The 17,002-nt window shown below is 66.6% G+C and carries 14 protein-coding genes; 5 read left to right on the forward strand and 9 right to left on the reverse strand.

All coding sequences use genetic code 11. From position 1 onward, the window contains the following. Window positions 1–125: 125 nt before the first annotated feature. Entirely contained in the window at window positions 126–737 is a 612-nt protein-coding gene (locus ACT3S6_RS01410) for an ArsR/SmtB family transcription factor (RefSeq protein ID WP_444553368.1), read from the reverse strand. A gap of 52 nt (window positions 738–789) precedes the next feature. After that, window positions 790–1,935 (reverse strand): acetoin utilization protein AcuC, encoded by a 1,146-nt coding sequence (locus ACT3S6_RS01415; RefSeq protein ID WP_444553428.1) that lies wholly within the window; start codon window positions 1,933–1,935, stop codon window positions 790–792. Window positions 1,936–2,137: 202 nt separating this feature from the next. On the opposite strand from ACT3S6_RS01415, the gene ACT3S6_RS01420 reads away from it, so the two are divergent. Beyond that, window positions 2,138–3,556 carry a TrkH family potassium uptake protein gene (locus tag ACT3S6_RS01420; protein WP_444553369.1) on the forward strand — a complete coding sequence of 473 codons (1,419 nt, stop codon included), beginning with the start codon at window positions 2,138–2,140 and terminating at the stop codon, window positions 3,554–3,556. Between the two features lie 25 nt (window positions 3,557–3,581). Then, window positions 3,582–4,220 carry a potassium channel family protein gene (locus tag ACT3S6_RS01425; protein ID WP_444553429.1) on the forward strand — a complete coding sequence of 213 codons (639 nt, stop codon included), beginning with the start codon at window positions 3,582–3,584 and terminating at the stop codon, window positions 4,218–4,220. Window positions 4,221–4,234: 14 nt separating this feature from the next. Here the strand turns inward: ACT3S6_RS01425 and proC are convergent, their stop codons facing one another. The 6 genes from proC to ACT3S6_RS01455 form a co-directional block, all read right to left on the reverse strand. After that, a complete protein-coding gene (gene proC / locus ACT3S6_RS01430) occupies window positions 4,235–5,104 on the reverse strand; it encodes a pyrroline-5-carboxylate reductase (RefSeq protein ID WP_444553370.1) in 870 nt (289 codons plus the stop codon). An 84-nt stretch (window positions 5,105–5,188) separates the two neighbouring features. Further along, complete coding sequence (locus tag ACT3S6_RS01435) at window positions 5,189–6,046, reverse strand: sugar phosphate isomerase/epimerase family protein (protein WP_444553371.1); 858 nt, start codon at window positions 6,044–6,046, stop codon at window positions 5,189–5,191. A 17-nt stretch (window positions 6,047–6,063) separates the two neighbouring features. Next, window positions 6,064–7,083: a Ppx/GppA phosphatase family protein gene (locus ACT3S6_RS01440; RefSeq protein WP_444553372.1), complete on the reverse strand. Its 1,020-nt coding sequence runs from the start codon at window positions 7,081–7,083 to the stop codon at window positions 6,064–6,066. Window positions 7,084–7,100: 17 nt separating this feature from the next. Beyond that, window positions 7,101–9,839: a type I DNA topoisomerase gene (gene topA / locus ACT3S6_RS01445; protein ID WP_444553373.1), complete on the reverse strand. Its 2,739-nt coding sequence runs from the start codon at window positions 9,837–9,839 to the stop codon at window positions 7,101–7,103. A gap of 130 nt (window positions 9,840–9,969) precedes the next feature. After that, window positions 9,970–10,611 (reverse strand): ArsR/SmtB family transcription factor, encoded by a 642-nt coding sequence (locus ACT3S6_RS01450; RefSeq protein WP_444553374.1) that lies wholly within the window; start codon window positions 10,609–10,611, stop codon window positions 9,970–9,972. 11 nt (window positions 10,612–10,622) lie between these two features. Continuing rightward, entirely contained in the window at window positions 10,623–12,281 is a 1,659-nt protein-coding gene (locus ACT3S6_RS01455; RefSeq protein WP_444553375.1) for a DUF7059 domain-containing protein, read from the reverse strand. A 65-nt stretch (window positions 12,282–12,346) separates the two neighbouring features. Between ACT3S6_RS01455 and ACT3S6_RS01460 the strand changes: the two genes are divergently transcribed. Beyond that, window positions 12,347–12,910 (forward strand): GNAT family N-acetyltransferase, encoded by a 564-nt coding sequence (locus ACT3S6_RS01460; RefSeq protein WP_444553376.1) that lies wholly within the window; start codon window positions 12,347–12,349, stop codon window positions 12,908–12,910. On the opposite strand, the gene trhO is transcribed toward ACT3S6_RS01460, so the two are convergent. Next, complete coding sequence (gene trhO / locus ACT3S6_RS01465) at window positions 12,865–13,791, reverse strand: oxygen-dependent tRNA uridine(34) hydroxylase TrhO (protein ID WP_444553377.1); 927 nt, start codon at window positions 13,789–13,791, stop codon at window positions 12,865–12,867. The two genes, ACT3S6_RS01460 and trhO, sit on opposite strands and share 46 nt — an antisense overlap. Before the next feature lie 176 nt (window positions 13,792–13,967). On the opposite strand from trhO, the gene ACT3S6_RS01470 reads away from it, so the two are divergent. Continuing rightward, entirely contained in the window at window positions 13,968–14,633 is a 666-nt protein-coding gene (locus tag ACT3S6_RS01470; RefSeq protein ID WP_444553378.1) for a GNAT family N-acetyltransferase, read from the forward strand. A 47-nt stretch (window positions 14,634–14,680) separates the two neighbouring features. Continuing rightward, window positions 14,681–16,999, forward strand: a complete 2,319-nt coding sequence (locus ACT3S6_RS01475; protein WP_444553379.1) for a DEAD/DEAH box helicase — start codon at window positions 14,681–14,683, stop codon at window positions 16,997–16,999. Window positions 17,000–17,002: the final 3 nt, after the last annotated feature.

The raw sequence follows: 17,002 nt of genomic DNA on the forward strand, positions 1-17,002 counted from the left end.
CCCATGGGGGGGTGGTGAGCGTCGGCGCTCCGAGAAGAACAATGACACGTCGGAGGGCATCGAACCCAACCGATCGTAAAAAATCCGTGAATCGCCCGTAACGTGGAACGGCCCGTCCACCGCCCCTAGCGGCGTCGCCCGAACTTCGGTTTCTGCAGCCTTTCCAGCAGATCCTGGGCCCGGCCGGTGACCTGTTCGACGGTCCGCCCCACGGTCCGGCCCAGCTGCTGCGGAGCATTCCCGGAGCCCGGGATGGCGGGGTTTTCGTGCTCGAGGTCCGTCGCGTCAACCGTCGGAAGCCCATCCTGTTCGCGCTGTTGGGCGGCGCGGTAGGAAGCTGCCACCTCCAGGGCCCGAACCGTCGCTTCCTCGTCGGTGCCGTCACCGCTACCCGCCGCGTCGCGGGCATTGCCGAATGCCATGTCCTTCTTGTACTCTGCGCCCGTGAGCCCGGTCACCGCCGCTTCGGTGCCGGGGTGGCCGGGGAAGGCGGCCAACCAGGTGGCGGCCCGGTGCAATGCCCCGGGTTCGACGGAATAGATCCGCCGCTGGCCGTCGGCCCGCATGCGCAGCACCCCGGCTTCGCGCAGGACCTTCAGATGCTTGGATACGGTCGGCTGGGATACTTCAAGAAGCTGCACGAGGTCACCGACGGAGTTCTCCTCTTCGCGCAGGGCTTCGAGGATCCTGCGCCGGGTCGGATCTGCCAGGACGGAAAAGACATCGTCGAAGGTCATTCCATCACCTTATCCGCAGAAGTTCTTCCGGGCATCCCGCCCCGGGCGGCGCTCAATCAAACCAGGGGTCCAACCCGAAGACGGGAAAGACCTCCTTGCGCGTGGCCATGATGGTCCGGTCGATGAAATCCGCCGGATCGTAGCCGACTTCCCAGGAGCGCCACCAGAGGTCGACGCCGTCGTTCATCAACGCGGGACCGGTGGCACCATATTTTTCCTTCACGTAGGCCAACCAGCTCCCCGGCACCTCGGTACGCAACGGGACGGGCCGGCCGCCGGCGATGGCCACCAGGTGGCTCCAAGCCCGGGGGACGACCTGGATGAGGTTGTATCCCCCACCGCCGGTGGCGATCCACCGGCCGCCACAGTGGCGTTGGGCCAGATCGGATATATCCAGTGCATTCTGCCGCTGCCCGTCGATGCTCAGCCGCAGGTTGCTCAGATCATCCTCGCCGTGCCCGTCACAGCCGTGCTGACTGACGATGACCTCGGGTTCGAAGGCGGCCACCAGTTGCGGCACGACCGCATGGAAGGCCCGCAGCCAGCCGGCATCTGTGGTCCCGGCGGGCAGGGCGACGTTCACGGCACTGCCCATGGCCTCGGATCCTCCTGTTTCGTTGGCGAACCCGGTTCCGGGGAACAGGGACATGCCTGATTCGTGCAAGGAGATGGTCAGTACCCGGGGATCGTCCCAGAAGATCGATTGGGTTCCGTCCCCGTGGTGGGCATCGACATCGATATAGGCGACCCGCTGCGTTCCACCGTCCAGAAGCCGTTGGACGGCCAGCGCGGCATCGTTGTAGACGCAGAATCCGCTGGCCTTGCCGCGGGAGGCATGGTGCATGCCGCCGGCAAAGTTGACCACGTGCAGGGCCCGTTCGGCCAATACGGCGTCGGCTGCCTGCAGCGACCCGCCCGCCAAGCGGGCACTGGCCGCGTGGATATCGGCGAAGGCCGGGGTGTCCTCGGTGCCCAGCCCGCGTTCCTCGTTGATCTCGTCCGGATGTTCCCCGGCGTACCGGACGGCGGAGATGTACTCCGGGTCGTGCACCAGGGCCAGTTCCTCGTCGGTGGCGACCTCCGGTGCAAGCAGCGAGATGTTCCTGCGCTCCAGGATCCCCAGCCCCTCGACCAGGCGCATCGTCAGATCCAGACGCGAGGGATGCATCGGATGACTTTCGCTGAAGCGGTAGGACATCAGCTCCTCGCTCCAGAGGACCTCGGTCGGCGGTGACGGCGGTGTACTCAAGCTCACGGGCTCAGGCTACGCGATATCCGCCTTTCGCGGGTGGATGTCTCCGCCGCGGCGGGTGTCCACCACCGTGCCGCGCACGGGTACTCTACTGTGGACAGTGCCGGGAAACGCCCGGAGCCATCGTTTCCCGGAGCAGCCCGCGACCATGTCCTCCACACCATCATCCACCCCGCTCAGCTGGGGGAACGCCGTACCGCGTATCCTCCACGGGGTGCGAGACTTCGTCGACACCGTCGCAGCGACGTCGCCGGCCCGGCTGGCTATCGGTGTGTTCCTTCTGGTCATCGCCCTGTTCACGACCCTGCTGTCCTTGCCGGTGGCCTCCTCCACCGGGGAATTCACCCCGCTCCACGATGCCCTCTTCACGGCCACCTCGGCCGTCTGCGTGACCGGGCTGACCGTGGTATCCACCGCGGTGCACTGGTCCTTCTTCGGCCAAGTGGTCATCATCGTGGGCATCTTCATCGGCGGGCTGGGCATCCTGACCCTGGCCTCACTGCTGTCCCTGGCGGTGAGCAAGCGGCTGGGGGTACGCGGCAAGCTGCGCGCCCAGGAGGCCATGAACATCCAAAACGTCGGGCGCCTCGGTGAGGTCGGCACCTTGCTCCGGGTGGTCATCACCACCTCGGTGACCATCGAGGCGCTGCTGGCATTGGCCCTGGCCCCGCGTTTCCTGGTGTTGGGCGAGTCCATCGGCCAAGCCATCTGGCATGGGATCTTCTACGCCATCTCGGCCTTCAACAGCGCCGGATTCACCCCGCACTCCGATGGCCTGGTCCCCTACGAAACCGATTTGTGGGTCCTGGTCCCCATCACCGTCGGGGCCATCATCGGGTCCTTGGGTTTCCCGGCCCTCATGGTGCTGATCGTCTTCCGCAGCAAATTCCGCAAATGGAACCTCCACACCAAACTCACCGTCGTGGTGTCGGGCATCCTGCTGCTGGTGGGCAGCCTCAGCTGGGGTCTCATGGAGTGGAACAACCCGCAGACCATCGGCGGGATGAGCCTGTCCGATAAGCTCATCCACTCGTTCTTCGCCTCGGCGATGACCCGTTCCACGGGTTTTTCCCTGGTGGACCAGAACCAGCTCGAATCCTCCACCCTGCTGCTCACCGACGCGTTGATGTTCGCCGGCGGGGGTTCGGCGTCCACGGCAGGGGGCATCAAGGTCACCACGATCGCGGTGATGTTCCTGGCCATCGTGGCCGAGGCCCGGGGCGATAAGGACATCAAGGCCTTCGGACGCCGCATCCCCGAGAGCACCATGCGTGTGGCGATCTCCGTCACCGTCCTGGGGGCCACCCTGGTCAGCGTGGGCACCGGGGTGATCCTGTCCATCAGTGATGAACCGTTGGATCGGGTCCTCTTCGATTCGATTTCCGCGTTCGGCACGGTGGGGCTGAGCACCAATCTTGCGGCCGAGCTCCCTCCCGAGGGCAAGTATGTCCTCTCCGCGCTGATGTTTGCCGGACGCGTGGGCACCATTACACTGGCGACGGCACTGAGCCTGCGCCAACGCAACCAGCTGTACCACTACCCCGAAGAGAGGCCGATCATTGGCTGAGAACTCGTCGAAACATAATGCCCCGGTGCTGGTCATCGGTCTGGGCCGCTTCGGCGCGGCGGTGGCCAATCAGCTGGTGCGCCAGGGCCGGGAGGTCCTGGCGATCGAGCGGAACCAGGATCTGGTGCAGAAGTGGGCCGGCACGCTCACCCATGTGGTGGAGGCCGATGCCACCAACGTCGATGCCTTGCGCCAACTCGGCGCCCAGGATTTCAACTCGGCGGTGGTCGGGGTGGGCACCTCGATCGAGTCCTCCGTGCTGATCACCGTGAACCTGGTCGATCTGGGCGTCGAGCACCTCTGGGTCAAGGCGATCACCCCATCGCACGGCAAGATCCTCTCGCGGATCGGCGCCAACCACGTCGTCTACCCGGAAGCCGACGCCGGGGTCCGCGCGGCCCACCTGGTGGGCGGGCGCATGCTGGACTTCATCGAGTTCGACGACGGGTTCGCGATCGTGAAGATGTATCCCCCGACGGAGACCCAGGGCTTCACGTTGGGCGAATCCCAGGTCAGGTCCAAATACGGCGTGACCATCGTCGGGGTGAAATCCCCCGGCGAGGATTTCACCTACGCCCAACCCGATACCAAGGTCACGCGGCGGGACATCCTCATCGTGTCGGGACACGTGGACCTGCTCGAGCGGTTCGCCTCCCGACCGTAGGGCCGGCCGGCGGGCTATCCGGCCAGTTCGCGGGTGATCTCCGCGGCCCGTTCGGTGGCCGCCTTGACCCCGGAGCCGATACCGGCCCGCACGCCGGCGGCGTCGAAGCCCTCCAAGGCCGCCTGGGTGGTTCCCCCGGGGCTGGTGACGGCGGTGCGCAGCGCGGAGGGATCGGCGTCGGGCTCGTCGAGCATGACCCCGGCGCCGGCCACCGTGGCCCGCGCCAGATCCCGGGCCAACCCGGCTTCCAGCCCCAGCTCCTCACCCGCGGCGGCCATCGCCTCGGCCAGGTAGAACGCGTAGGCGGGTCCGGAACCGCTCACTGCCGAGACGGCGTCGATCTGGTCTTCGGAGACGATCCGCACCATGCCGGTCTCGGAGAGCAGCGCGGACACCGCTTCAAGGTCCTTCTCGCCGGTCGAGGTGCCCCCGGCCAGGGCCACGACGCCCTTGCCGACGGTCATCGGGGTGTTCGGCATGGCGCGCACGACCGGCTGTCCCTGCGGCAGGGCCTCTTCGATCATGGAGATGGTGACCGCTGCGGCCACGCTGACGACGACGGCCTGCGCCGGGAGGGAGGCGGCGATATCGCGGCAGGCGTCCTGGATCCCGACCGGTTTGACCCCGACGAAGACGATGTCCGCCGCGGCGACCGCCTGCTGGTTGGCGGTCTCGTCCACGGTGGTGGCGAGGGAGCGCACCCCGGTGTCGGCGGCCAAACGCTCCGCTTTTTCGCTGCCACGCACCGTGGCGGTGATGGATCGGGGGTCGAAGCCACCGGCGAGGATGCCGCGGAGGATCGCCCCGTTCATGTTGCCGGTGCCGATGAAGGCCAGACGCCGGCCGGTCGACGTGGTGTCAGGAGTGTGTTTCGAAGATGCCATGGAACCATTCTTCCACGGGGCTCCGGCGGGCGTAGTCCCTGACGGTTCGTCGGCGATCGGCCGGGCAGCGGCCCGGTGGTCCGCTCAGGAACGCAGCGTGGAGGAATCCGAGGTGTTCCCGGCATCGCCTGCCTCGTTGGTGCCGGCGGGGGGGTCGACCGCTTCCAAGTGCTTCCGGGCAAAGCGCAGGGTCTCGGCGAGCCATTCCTCGCGCCCTCCGGCTCCCTTGGCCTTGCGGGTCGATACCTCCACGACGACGTGGCCGTCCCATTCGCTGTCGCGCAGGAACTGCAACGATTCCGCGACCGGCTGGGTGCCCCGTCCGGGGACCAGGTGTTCGTCCTTGCCGTTGTCGACCCCGTCGCAGAGGTGGACGTGGCTCAGCCGGCTCCCCAGCGCCTTGATGGACTCCAACGAGTCCACGTTCGCGATGGCGGCATGGGAGAAGTCCCAGGTGACGTATTCGTAGGGTTGCGGCACGGGGTTCCAGTGCGGAAGGTACATCTTGGCTTCACGACCGCGGGCCCGCCAGGGATACATGTTCTCCACGGCGATGCGGACCCCGTAATCGTCCATGATCTTCTTGACCCCGTCGGCAAAACCGGTGGCATAGCCCCCCTGCCAGCGGAACGGGGGGTGGACGACGACGATGTCGCAGCCCACATCACGGGCCATCGCGGCCGACATCTCGATCTTCGACCAGGCGTCACCCCAGACCTGCTGGGTCAACAGCAGCGTGGGGGCGTGGATCGCCAGGATCGGTTGATCGTAACGGGTACTGAGTTCGTGCAGCTTGCGGGGGTCCTGCGAGAGATGGTTTCCGGTGACCAGCACCTCGACGCCGTCGTAGCCCAGATCATGCGAGACCGCGAAGGCATCGTGGACGTTCAGCGGGAACACCGACGCGCTGGACAACCCCACCTGGATCGGATCCTTCGACATTGCCTGGCTCCCTCTTTTCAATCGACCGCGCCCACGGTGGGCAATCCCGGCAGTTGGCCGAGTTCGACGTGGCCAACTCCCACGCTACTCCCCAGTGGTAAAGGTCCGTCAAAGATCAAATGGTCGAAGCGGCGCAGGATCAGCCCCTCACGCAGCGCCCAGGGGCAGATGCGCAGGGATTTCACCCCCAGCGTGTTCATCGCCACGGAGGCCACGATGGCCCCGGCGAGCATCTGCGGTGCGCGCACTTCGGATACCCCGGGCAGCTCGGTGCGTTCGAGGGTCGTCATGGCTTCAAGCCGGCGGGTCCAGAGTTTCAGGTCATCCAGGCGCAGGACCCGTTTGACATGGATCCCTTCGGCGCTCGGGGCGGCCCCGGTGATCCGGGCCAGGGACCTGAAGGTCTTGGACGTCCCGGTGACCAGGGTCGGCTTCGGATGCTCGGCGATCAGCGCCAGCGGTTCGGCCAAGGTCTCCTTGACGTGGGCCCGCAGCGCCTTCACATCGGAGGTGCGGGGCGGGTCCCCGGGCAACCAGTCACGGGTCAACCTGCCGGCACCCAGAGGGACCGAAAGGGCCAGTTCGGGAAACTCGTCGGTCCCGTAGGCCATTTCAAACGACCCACCGCCGATGTCCAGGTCCAGGATCCTTTCCGAGCTCCACCCGAACCAGCGACGGACCGCATGGTAGGTCATCCCCGATTCCTGCTCGCCGGAGAGCTCCGCCAGCTGGATCCCGGTTTCCTGCACCACCCGGTCCAAGACGGCGGGACCGTTGCTGGCACTGCGGATCGCCGAGGTGCAGAACGCCAGCAGGTCCTCGGCCCGGTGACGGGTGGCGAACAAGGAGGCCTCGTGGACGAAGTCAAGCAGCTCGCGTTGGCCGTCCTCGGTGATCGCCCCGTCCTCATCGAGGTAGGCCACCAGGGACAGCGGCCGCTTATGCGAGGCGAAGGCCGTGGGCCGGGCCCCCGGGTAGGCATCGATCAACAACAGATGAACCGTGTTCGAACCGATATCGAGGACACCCAGTCGCATCTCTGACCCCGCCTGCGCTACTTCTTCTTCTTGGCTGCCGGGCGCTTGGCCGGGGCCTTGCCAGCCCGCTTGACCGGACCCTTGGCGCGCTTGTCCGCCAGCAGCTCCACTGCCTGCTCGCGGGTCAGGTCCTCGATCGCGGTCCCGCGCGGAACCGTGATATTGGTGGCCCCATCGGTGATGTAGGCCCCGAAGCGGCCCTCCTTGACGATGATCGGCTTCTCGGACACCGGGTCGTCCCCGAATTCCGCCAAGGGCGGGGTCGCGGCGCGGCCACCACGCTGCTTGGGCTGGGAGTAGATCTCCAGTGCCTGTTCCAGCGTGATGCTGAAGATCTCTTCCTCGGTCCCGATGGAACGCGAGTCGGAGCCCTTCTTCAAATACGGCCCGAAGCGACCGTTCTGCACGGTGATCTCCGCGCCTTCGGCATCGGTCCCGAGCACCCGAGGCAGGGAAAGCAGCTTCAAGGCCTCCTCGAGGGTGATGGTCTCCAGGGACATCGACTTGAACAGCGAACCGGTGCGCGGCTTGATCTTCTCCGGCTTCTTCGGGGGCTTGGGCTTGCCGTTCTTGTAGTATTCGACCGGCCTGGCGGCCAGCTCCTCCTCGGTCGGCGGGACGATCACCTCGGAAACGAAGGGTCCGTATCTCCCGTCCTTGGCCACGATTTCGCGTCCGGTCTCCGGATCGATGCCCAGCGGGCGCTCCGAGGGCCCGGCATTGTCCATCAGGTAGGTCGCCTTCTCGGCGGTGAGCTCATCGGGGGCCAGATCCTCGGGGACGTTCGCCCGTTCGGGGTCGGTGCCTTCCGGGGAGCCGGCCGGGGCGGGACGTTCCAGATAGGGGCCGTATTTGCCCACCCGCAACACGATGCCCGGGGCGATGTCGATCGAGTTGATGGCCCGGGCGTCGATGTCGCCGAGGTTCTCGACCAGGCCCTGCAGACCCTTTTCCTCCCCGTCACCGAAGTAGAAGTCCTTCAGCCACGCCGAGCGAGCCAGATGTCCTGCGGCGATCTCATCGAGGTCGTCCTCCAACCGTGCGGTGAATCCGTAGTCGACGTACTGGGCGAAGTGTTCCTCCAGCAGGCGGATCACCGAGAAGGCGATCCAGCTCGGCACCAGGGCGCCACCGCGTTTGCTGACGTATCCGCGATCCATGATGGTCGAAATCGTGGGGGCGAAGGTCGAGGGCCTGCCGATCTCCCGCTCTTCGAGTTCGGCGATGATCGATGCCTCGGTGTAGCGCGGCGGAGGGGTGGTTTCGTGGCCGGAGGCCGTGACATCCGTGCCCACCAGGGCGTCGCCCTGGGCCAGCTGCGGCAGCCGGCGCTCGGCATCCTTCTCGGCTTCCTCGGCGGCCGAGACGTCCTTGCCTTCTTCATAGGCGGCCATGAAACCGCGGAAGGTGATGACCGTGCCGGAGGCGGAGAATTCAGCGCGGCGGCCGTCGGTGGCTTCCCCGGCCAGCCGGACCGAAGCGGTCGAGCCCTTGGCGTCGGCCATCTGCGAGGCGACCGTGCGCTTCCAGATCAGTTCGTAGAGCCGGAATTCGTCGGCCCCCAACTGGGATTTCACGTCCCGGGGGCGGCGGAAGGCGTCACCGGAGGGCCGGATGGCCTCGTGGGCCTCCTGGGCGCTATCGGATTTGGCCTTGTACATCCGCGGCTTCGAGGGCACCGATTCCTGCCCATAGAGTTCGGCGGCCTGTTTCCGGGCCGCCGAGACGGCCTCGTTGGAGAGGAACACCGAGTCGGTACGCATATAGGTGATGTAGCCGTTTTCGTACAGGCGCTGGGCGACCTGCATGGTCGACTTCGAGGACCACCGCAGTTTGCGCGAGGCCTCCTGCTGCAGCGTCGAGGTGGTGAACGGGGCCGCCGGGCGGCGGGTATAGGGCTTGGTGTCGACACTGGTGACGGCGAAATCGCTATCCTGCAGGCCAGCGGCCAGCGAGGTCGCCGCTGCTTCGTCCAGGTGGACGACTGCGGTGCCGGATTTCGGGGTCTTCAGTCCACCCCGGTCATCGAAGTCACGGCCGGCGGCCACGCGGCCCCCGTCGACGGCCACGAGCTTGGCGCGGAAGGACTCTCCCGCTGTGGTCGCGAATTCCCCGGCCAGATCCCAGTAGGAGGCGGAGCGGAAGGCCATGCGTTCGCGTTCACGTTCGACGACCAGCCGGGTGGCCACCGATTGCACACGCCCCGCGGAGAGACCGCGGGCCACCTTGCGCCACAGGACGGGTGAGATCTCGTATCCGTAGATCCGGTCCAGGACCCGACGGGTCTCCTGGGCGTCCACCAGATCGGTATCGAGTTCACGGACGTTCTCCATGGCCCGGGCGATACCTTCGCGGGTGATTTCGGTGAAGGCCAGACGGTAGACGGGGACCTTGGGTTTGAGGACCTGCAACAGGTGCCACGCGATGGCTTCGCCTTCGCGGTCCGCATCGGTGGCCAGATAGAGTTCGTCGGCATCCTTGAGTTCGGCCTTGAGTTCCGAGACCTTCTTCTTCTTGTCCGGATAGACCACGTAATAGGGCTCGAAGTCGTTCTCCAGATCGACGGCGAACTTGCCGACCGAGGACTTCTTCAGTTCCGCCGGCAGCTCCGAGGGTTGGGGAAGATCCCGGATATGACCGACCGAGGCATCGACGATGAAGCCATCGCCCAGATACTTGGCGATCGACTTGCTCTTGGCCGGTGACTCGACGATCACGAGCTTCTTGCCGGTTTTTTCCTTGGCCTTGGGGGGCACAACACTCCTATTTGCCGCTGACGGCACGCCGTTGGGGGCGCACCTGCTCATTCTGCACTAGGTTAGCCGCTTCGGGCACACCAACCGCAAGCCAGGACCTCCCGGTGTGGTCAACGCCGCGTTGCGCGGGTCAGGAATCGGTGGCAGGTGCCTCGGGGAGGAAGGAGAGCATGTAGTAGATGCGTTCGCCTTCCACCCCGCGCTCATCCGGTTGCGCCAGGGCCTCGTATTCGTCCACCAGCCCGTAGACCCTCTGGGCGAACTCCTCCTGCAATTCCTTGCGCAGGAACACCATGCCGGTCGTCAGGACCGGTGGTCGGTTCGGGGAAGGTTCGATTCCTGCCTTGCGTTCCTCATCGCGACGGTTGATCTCCACGCTGAGCCGCTCGCGGAAGGCGTTGAGCTGGACGTTGAGGAAGGAATTCTTGGCTGCCGTCGAGTCGTTGAAGGATCCGACCACCAACTGGTCCCCCGCCGCCTTCCAACGGCGTTCCCGGCCATCGCCCTCGCTGGCTGCACGTTCGACGTAGCCGTACTTCTCCAGGGCCCGCAGATGGTAGCTCATGGCGCTGGGCGTCAGGTTGCAGCGCGAGGCAAGTTCGGTCGCGGTGCGGGTGGACTGCGAGGCAAACAGCTCTTCGAGGACCTCCAACCGGGCCTCGTGGGCCAACGCACGGATGGCCTGCGGGTCGCCGATGACCACCGGTTTCTGGGCCTGTCGCCGGAACTTCGCCTCAACGGGCGGCTCTTCTCCGGATGTGTTCTGAGTCATACGGAAAAAGTTTAGCCTTTGTTTCGCACTTCGGTGACGAACCCCTGGGTAACGAGTCGATCAACACTGGCCAGTAGGTTCGCCGCGGTCTCCCGTTCGTCCCCTTCCACGAGGGAGGCCACGGCCTGGGCCAGCACGCCGGCGCTGAATTCTCCGTCGCAGGCCGAAACGAATCCGGCCTCCGCCGAACCGAGCAGGGTGGTGCGTCGCAATCCGGCCCCCTGGCGCAGCAGGATGACCCCGGGATGTTGCGCGCCGGGTCGTTGGTGGCGTTCTTCGGTCACGTCGTCGGCGACCACCAGGACCAGCTCCGCCCGGTCACGCCCCAGCAGGGAGTCGGTGGCCTCGATCTGCGCCTGCAGATACGGGGCGACGGGCTGCTCCAGGGGATGGGTGATCTCTTCGAAACGCAGGCCGAACGGCAACCGGTCCGGCTGGGCCGGCCGTCGGAGCCAGAGCATCCCGAAACCGATCCCGGCCACGTCGCGGTCGGCGAAATCCCTCAGATAATCCCGGTAGGCCGCGTCATGGGCCTCCTGGTCACGCCCCTGGGAGGCATCGCGCAACCAGGTTTCGGCATAGACCTCCGGTGCGGTGACATCGCGCTGGATGAACCACGCTTCAGTGCCCTCGCGGATCCAGGAGCGAGGACCGGCCTCCCACGCATCAGGGGACTCCTCACCCGGTGTCATCTCATCTACGTGGTTCTCGCCGTCATCCGACGCCGCCTGGGTTCGGATCTCCCAGTTCGCCAGCATCTGCGCCGTCCCTCCGGGAGCGAGCACGTCCGGAAGGTCCCGCACCAGGGATTCGACGAGGGAGTCCCCCGGCATCCCTCCATCCCGGTAGGTGTACCGGTCTTCGGGCCGTTCGCTCGCCGAGCGGGGGGTGATCACGAAGGGCGGGTTGGAGACCACGAGGTCGAACTCCTCCCCGGCGACGGGTTCAAGCAGGGACCCCAGGCGAAGCCCGACCCGCTCCTCGAGTCGTTCCGGGTCCACTCCGAGCACCCGGTGGTTCAGCAGCAGGTTGAACCGGGCAAAGGCCAGCGCCCGATCCGAGATGTCGGTGGCCACGATGCGTCGGCAATGGCTGAGCAGGTAGAAGAGCTGGATCCCGGATCCGGTGCCCAGCTCGAGTGCCCGTTCCACGGGCCGGCGGATGACCGCCTGCGCCAGGGTCGCCGACGCGCGGCCGACACCCAGGACGTGGTCATGCCGCAACGGCCCGGGCCGTTGGTGGGCCCCGAGGTCACTGGCGATCCATGTCTGCGCAACGACATCGCTGGCGTGCGGGCGCAGATCCACCGCGGCACGGAATCCTTCGCCGTCGGGTTCGATCAGCTGAAGCCGGGACAGCCCGGCGGTACCGGTGCGCGGGAACGCCATCTGGAGGGCCTCGTCGGGGAAGGACATCCCCAGCAACCACAGCCCGACCAGCACCGGGAGGGCCCCGGCGCCCCCGGCGCCCAGGGACCGTTCGACCACCAGCTTCGCCGGCACGATCTGGTCCCGCCCCAGGGCCTCGTGGGACGCGTCTCCGAGGAGGGTGGCCACGGCCTCCTGGTGATAGCAGGCCCGGGTCAGATCGTCGGCCAGGGCATCGAGCAGATCCTGCTCGTTGCTATGGGGGGCATGGTTGATGACGGAGAAGGGGGCCGAGGTATTCACCGTTCGAGCCTAGCGGCGGATAGGCTTCCGATGCATCGACCCGCACCGGAACCCCAGGAGCAGCCTTGACCTTGGTCACCACGACATCCCTGCAGATGACTTCCGCCCGGTCCCTGACCCCTGCCGCACGCCCGCTGCCCCGGGGGTGCCGGATCGAACGCGTCCCGGGGATCACCGCCGACTACAGCAAGTTCCTCTACCGCTCGGTGGGCGGGTCGTGGAACTGGGTGGATCGGCTGGGGCTGACCCGGCAGCAGTGGGCGGCAGAAGTCCAGCGTGAGGGCAGCGAGACCTGGGTGTTGACGGTCGACGGCGCGCCGGCCGGGTACATCGAACTCGGTGGTTCGGCCGACGGGGTCGTGGAAATCATCTACTTCGGCCTCTTCCCCGAACAACTCGGTCGGGGTCTCGGTGGGGTGCTGCTCAGCGAGGGGACGGCACGGGCCTGGGACCTGCATACGCGGTGGGAGGGGTTCGCCGCGGTGCACCGGGTCTGGGTCCACACCTGTTCCCTGGACGGTCCCGCCGCCCTGGCCAACTACCGGGCCCGCGGCTTCGAGGTCTTCGCGACCGAAGAGGCCGATCAGGTCGTGGAGGACGCCTCGGCCGGCCTCTGGCCCAAGGCATAGCAGTCGGGGCATAGCCGCAGTTGGTCATCGGCGGCACACCCGGCGCAGAACAACCGCAACTTCCGGCATGAGGCCGTGGCGCAGTTCTCGAACTTGTTCGTCGGGTCCTGGCAGCCCACGCAACGTCCGACCGTCACCGCCTCGGGAGTGAATTCCAGGTGCATCCGACGGTCGAAGACGTAGAGCGATCCCTCCCACAGTCCACGGTCCCCGTATTGCTCGCCGTAGCGCGCAATCCCGCCTTCGAGCTGGTAGACCTCCGTGAACCCCCGGTTGAGCATCAACGCCGAGAGCACTTCGCAGCGGATGCCCCCGGTGCAATAGGTGACCACCGGCTGGTCCTTGAGGTCATCGTATTTTCCCGAGTCGAGTTCCTTGACGAAGTCGCGCGTGGTCTGGACGTCGGGAACCACGGCGTCGCGGAATTTGCCGATCTGCGCTTCAAAGGCATTGCGCCCATCGAAGAAGACCACCTCCTCCCCGGAGGTCCTGCGGTTTTCGACGAGTTCATGCAGCTGGCGGGGGTTCAGATGCCGGCCGCCGCCCTGCACCCCGTCGTCGGTGACCGATAATTCGCCCGGGGCCCCGAATGAGACGATCTCCTGACGGACCTTGACCGAGATCCGCGGAAAGTCCTCGGCGCCACCCTCGCTCCACTTCACATCCAGGCCGTGGAAGGCCGGGTATTCGCGGGTGGCCTTCAGGTATTGCTTCACCGCACGGATCTCCCCGCCCACGGTTCCGTTGATCCCGTCGGGGGAAATGAGGATGCGCCCGCGCAGTTGCCATTGTTCCAGGAGTGAACGCTGCCACAGGCGGATGGCCTCGGGATCGGGCAACGGCTTGAAGACGTAGAAGAGGGCGATGCGGTGCTGGGCCATCCTTCAAGGATAAGGCGGCCATCGTCCTCGGAGCGCGTCGGGCCCGGGGCCGCGCCCACCCGCGCCGACGCCAGCGGTCCATGCGGTGGTCGCCGTCGTTAACAATTCGCTACCGAAGTGCCGAAAATGCCCTCCCGACTCTGCAGTGGATCGCGGCACCGGGTATTGTCTGGAGCATGGGATCGACTGCAACTGACAAATTGATTGGCGTCTGGGTCACCGGCTGGGTCGGTGCCCGCGGTTATGAAAGCCGTACCGAGGGCCGGGTCCATGCCGCCCTGCGCCATGACACGAGCGGGGACTGGGAATACATCATCAACGACCCCACCTCCGAGGAGCTCGTGGCGGTCAGCGAGACGCTGAACAAACACCCTGCCCGCCGGCTGACGATCGTCACCGGCGATTCCCTCAGTGTCACCGAGGCGGCCCTGGCCGCCGGCTTGGGCGTGGTCACCTCGGATGAGGCCCTGATGGTCGCCGACATCTCGGGACACGACGTGGAGTCGCCCCGCCCCGCCGAGGGCTTCACCATCGAGACCGAACGCGATGGCAAGCACGCCTACGTCTCCATCCACCTGGAGGACGACCCCGACGTCGTTGCCGCCAGTGGGCACGTCGCAATGGTCGACGAATACGCCGTCTTCGACCGGATCATCACGGCCGATGACTTCCGCCGCCGTGGGCTCGGCAGCCTGGTGATGCGCGCACTGGTCGCCCTCGCCCTGGAGCATGACGTCGAAGAGGGTCTGCTGGTGGCCTCCACCGACGGGCAGGCGTTGTACCACTACCTCGGCTGGACCCCCATCGGCAGCATCGTCACCCTCGAGGGCAAGAAGGACTAATCATCTCCGGTCCCCGTTCCGTCGGTCAGTGATGCCACACTGATGCGGTGAGAGAACCCAACGCACTGATCGAGCAACTGGGCCATGGCGATTCCCCCGAGGCCTTGACGCATCTGCACGTCATCCCGGCCCGCGAAGCCGTCCATGGTCCGTGGCCGCAGTGGGCGCATCCGGAGGTCGTGGAAGCCTTCGAACGGTGCGGCGTCCAGACTCCCTGGTTGCACCAGGTGCAAGCGGCCCACAGTGCCCACGAGGGCCATCACACGATCGTTGCCACGGGCACGGCCTCCGGCAAGTCCCTTTCCTACCAGTTGCCTGCCCTGGACGCGATCCACCGGGCAGAGCTGGACCAGACGGTCAGCCTGCGGACCACCGGTTCGGTGGTGCTCTACCTCTCCCCCACCAAGGCGCTGGCCGCAGACCAGCGTTCCGCACTGATCGGCTTGGGGTTGCCCACGGTGAAGGTCGCCAGCTACGACGGGGACACCGACCCCGGCGAACGCCGGTGGATCCGCGATCATGCCAATCTCGTGTTGACCAACCCGGACATGCTGCATTTCGGGATCCTGCCCAACCATCCGGGGTGGGCCCGGTTCTTCCGCCGGCTCAGCTACGTCGTCATCGACGAAGCCCACAGCTACCGGGGGGTCTTCGGCTCCCATGTGGCCAACCTGCTGCGGCGTCTGCGCCGGATCTGCGCCCACTACGGTGCCGACCCCGTGTTCATCGGGGCCTCGGCCACCAGCGCCGATCCCGCCGAGTCCTTCGGACGACTCATCGGGGCCGAGGCCCGGGAGGTCACCGTCGATTTCTCCCCCCACGGCCAGACCGCGGTGGCGCTCTGGGAACCCCCTCTGCTGGAGGGGCGGGGGGAGAACGGTGCCCCGGTCCGCCGCACGGTCATCGCCGAGACCGCCGGGCTGTTGGCCCATCTGGTCAGCGGTCAGGTCCGTACCATCGCGTTCATCAAATCGCGGCGGGGGGCGGAGACCATCTCCAGCATCGCCCGCCGTCTGGTCGACGAGGTCCACCCGTCGCTGCCCGGCCGTATTGCCGCCTACCGTTCCGGCTACCTGCCCGAGGAACGCCGGGACCTGGAAACCCAGCTGCGTACCGGTGAACTGCTCGGGATCGCGTCGACCTCGGCACTGGAATTGGGCATCGACGTCGCCGGTTTGGATGCGGTGCTGGTGGCGGGTTGGCCGGGGACCCGGGCCTCGTTCTTCCAGCAGATCGGCCGCGCCGGCCGGGCGGGCCAGGATGCGCTGGCCACATTCGTCGCCAGCGACGACCCGCTGGATACGTATCTGGTCCACCACCCGGAAGCCATTTTCGAGACTTCGGTCGAAGCCACCGTCTTCGATCCGTCCAACCCCTACGTGTTGGGCCCCCACCTGTGTTCTGCGGCGGCCGAGCAGCCGCTGCGCACCGAGGAGGTGGAACTGTTCGGCGCGAGCGCGGCCGGACTGTTGGATTCGCTGGTGGACCGCGGGTACCTGCGCCGACGCCCGTCGGGCTGGTTCTGGACCCACCCGGAGAACGCCGCCTCGATGGTGAACCTGCGGGCGGACGGCGGTGGCCCGATGAACATCATCGATGCCGCCACCGGCGCCCTGCTGGGAACCATGGGGTCCCCACAGACCCAATACCAGGCCCATACCGGGGCGGTCTATGTGCATCAAGGAACCACCTATGTGGTGGAGGAGCTCAATGAGCAGGACCACTGCGTGCTGGTCCAGCGGGCCACCCCTGATTTCTACACCCAGGCCCGGGACATCACCACCATCGGGGTCCTCGAGGTCCTGCGCACCCTGGATTGGGGCCCGGTCCAGGTGCACTTCGGCGAGGTGAAGGTGACCACGCAAGTGGTCTCCTTCCAACGCAAGGCGTTGGTCTCCAACGAGATCCTCGGAGAAGAGCCCCTGGAACTCGAGGCCCGGGACCTGTTCACCAAGGCCATCTGGTTCACCGTGCCCGAACGCGAGATGGCGGCGGCGGGAATCCTTCCCGATGCCGCCCCCGGGGCCTTGCACGCCGCCGAACACGCGGGCATCGGCATGCTCCCGCTGGTGGCCACCAGCGACCGGTGGGATATCGGCGGGGTCTCCACTGCATTGCACGTGGACACCGGGATGCCCACCATCTTCGTCTATGACGGACATCCCGGCGGCGCCGGTTTCGTCGAGCGGGCCTTCGAGCAGGTCACCGTCTGGCTACGGGCCACCCGGGAGGCCATCAGCGCCTGTGAGTGCGACGCAGGATGCCCCTCCTGCGTCCAGTCCCCCAAATGCGGCAATCGCAACAACCCCTTGGACAAGGCAGGAGCCATCGCCTTGCTGGGGCTGTTGCTGCGGCACGCTTCATGACTG

It is taken from the genome of Arthrobacter sp. AOP36-C1-22 (assembly GCF_052377515.1).
Classification (GTDB): domain Bacteria; phylum Actinomycetota; class Actinomycetes; order Actinomycetales; family Micrococcaceae; genus Arthrobacter_H.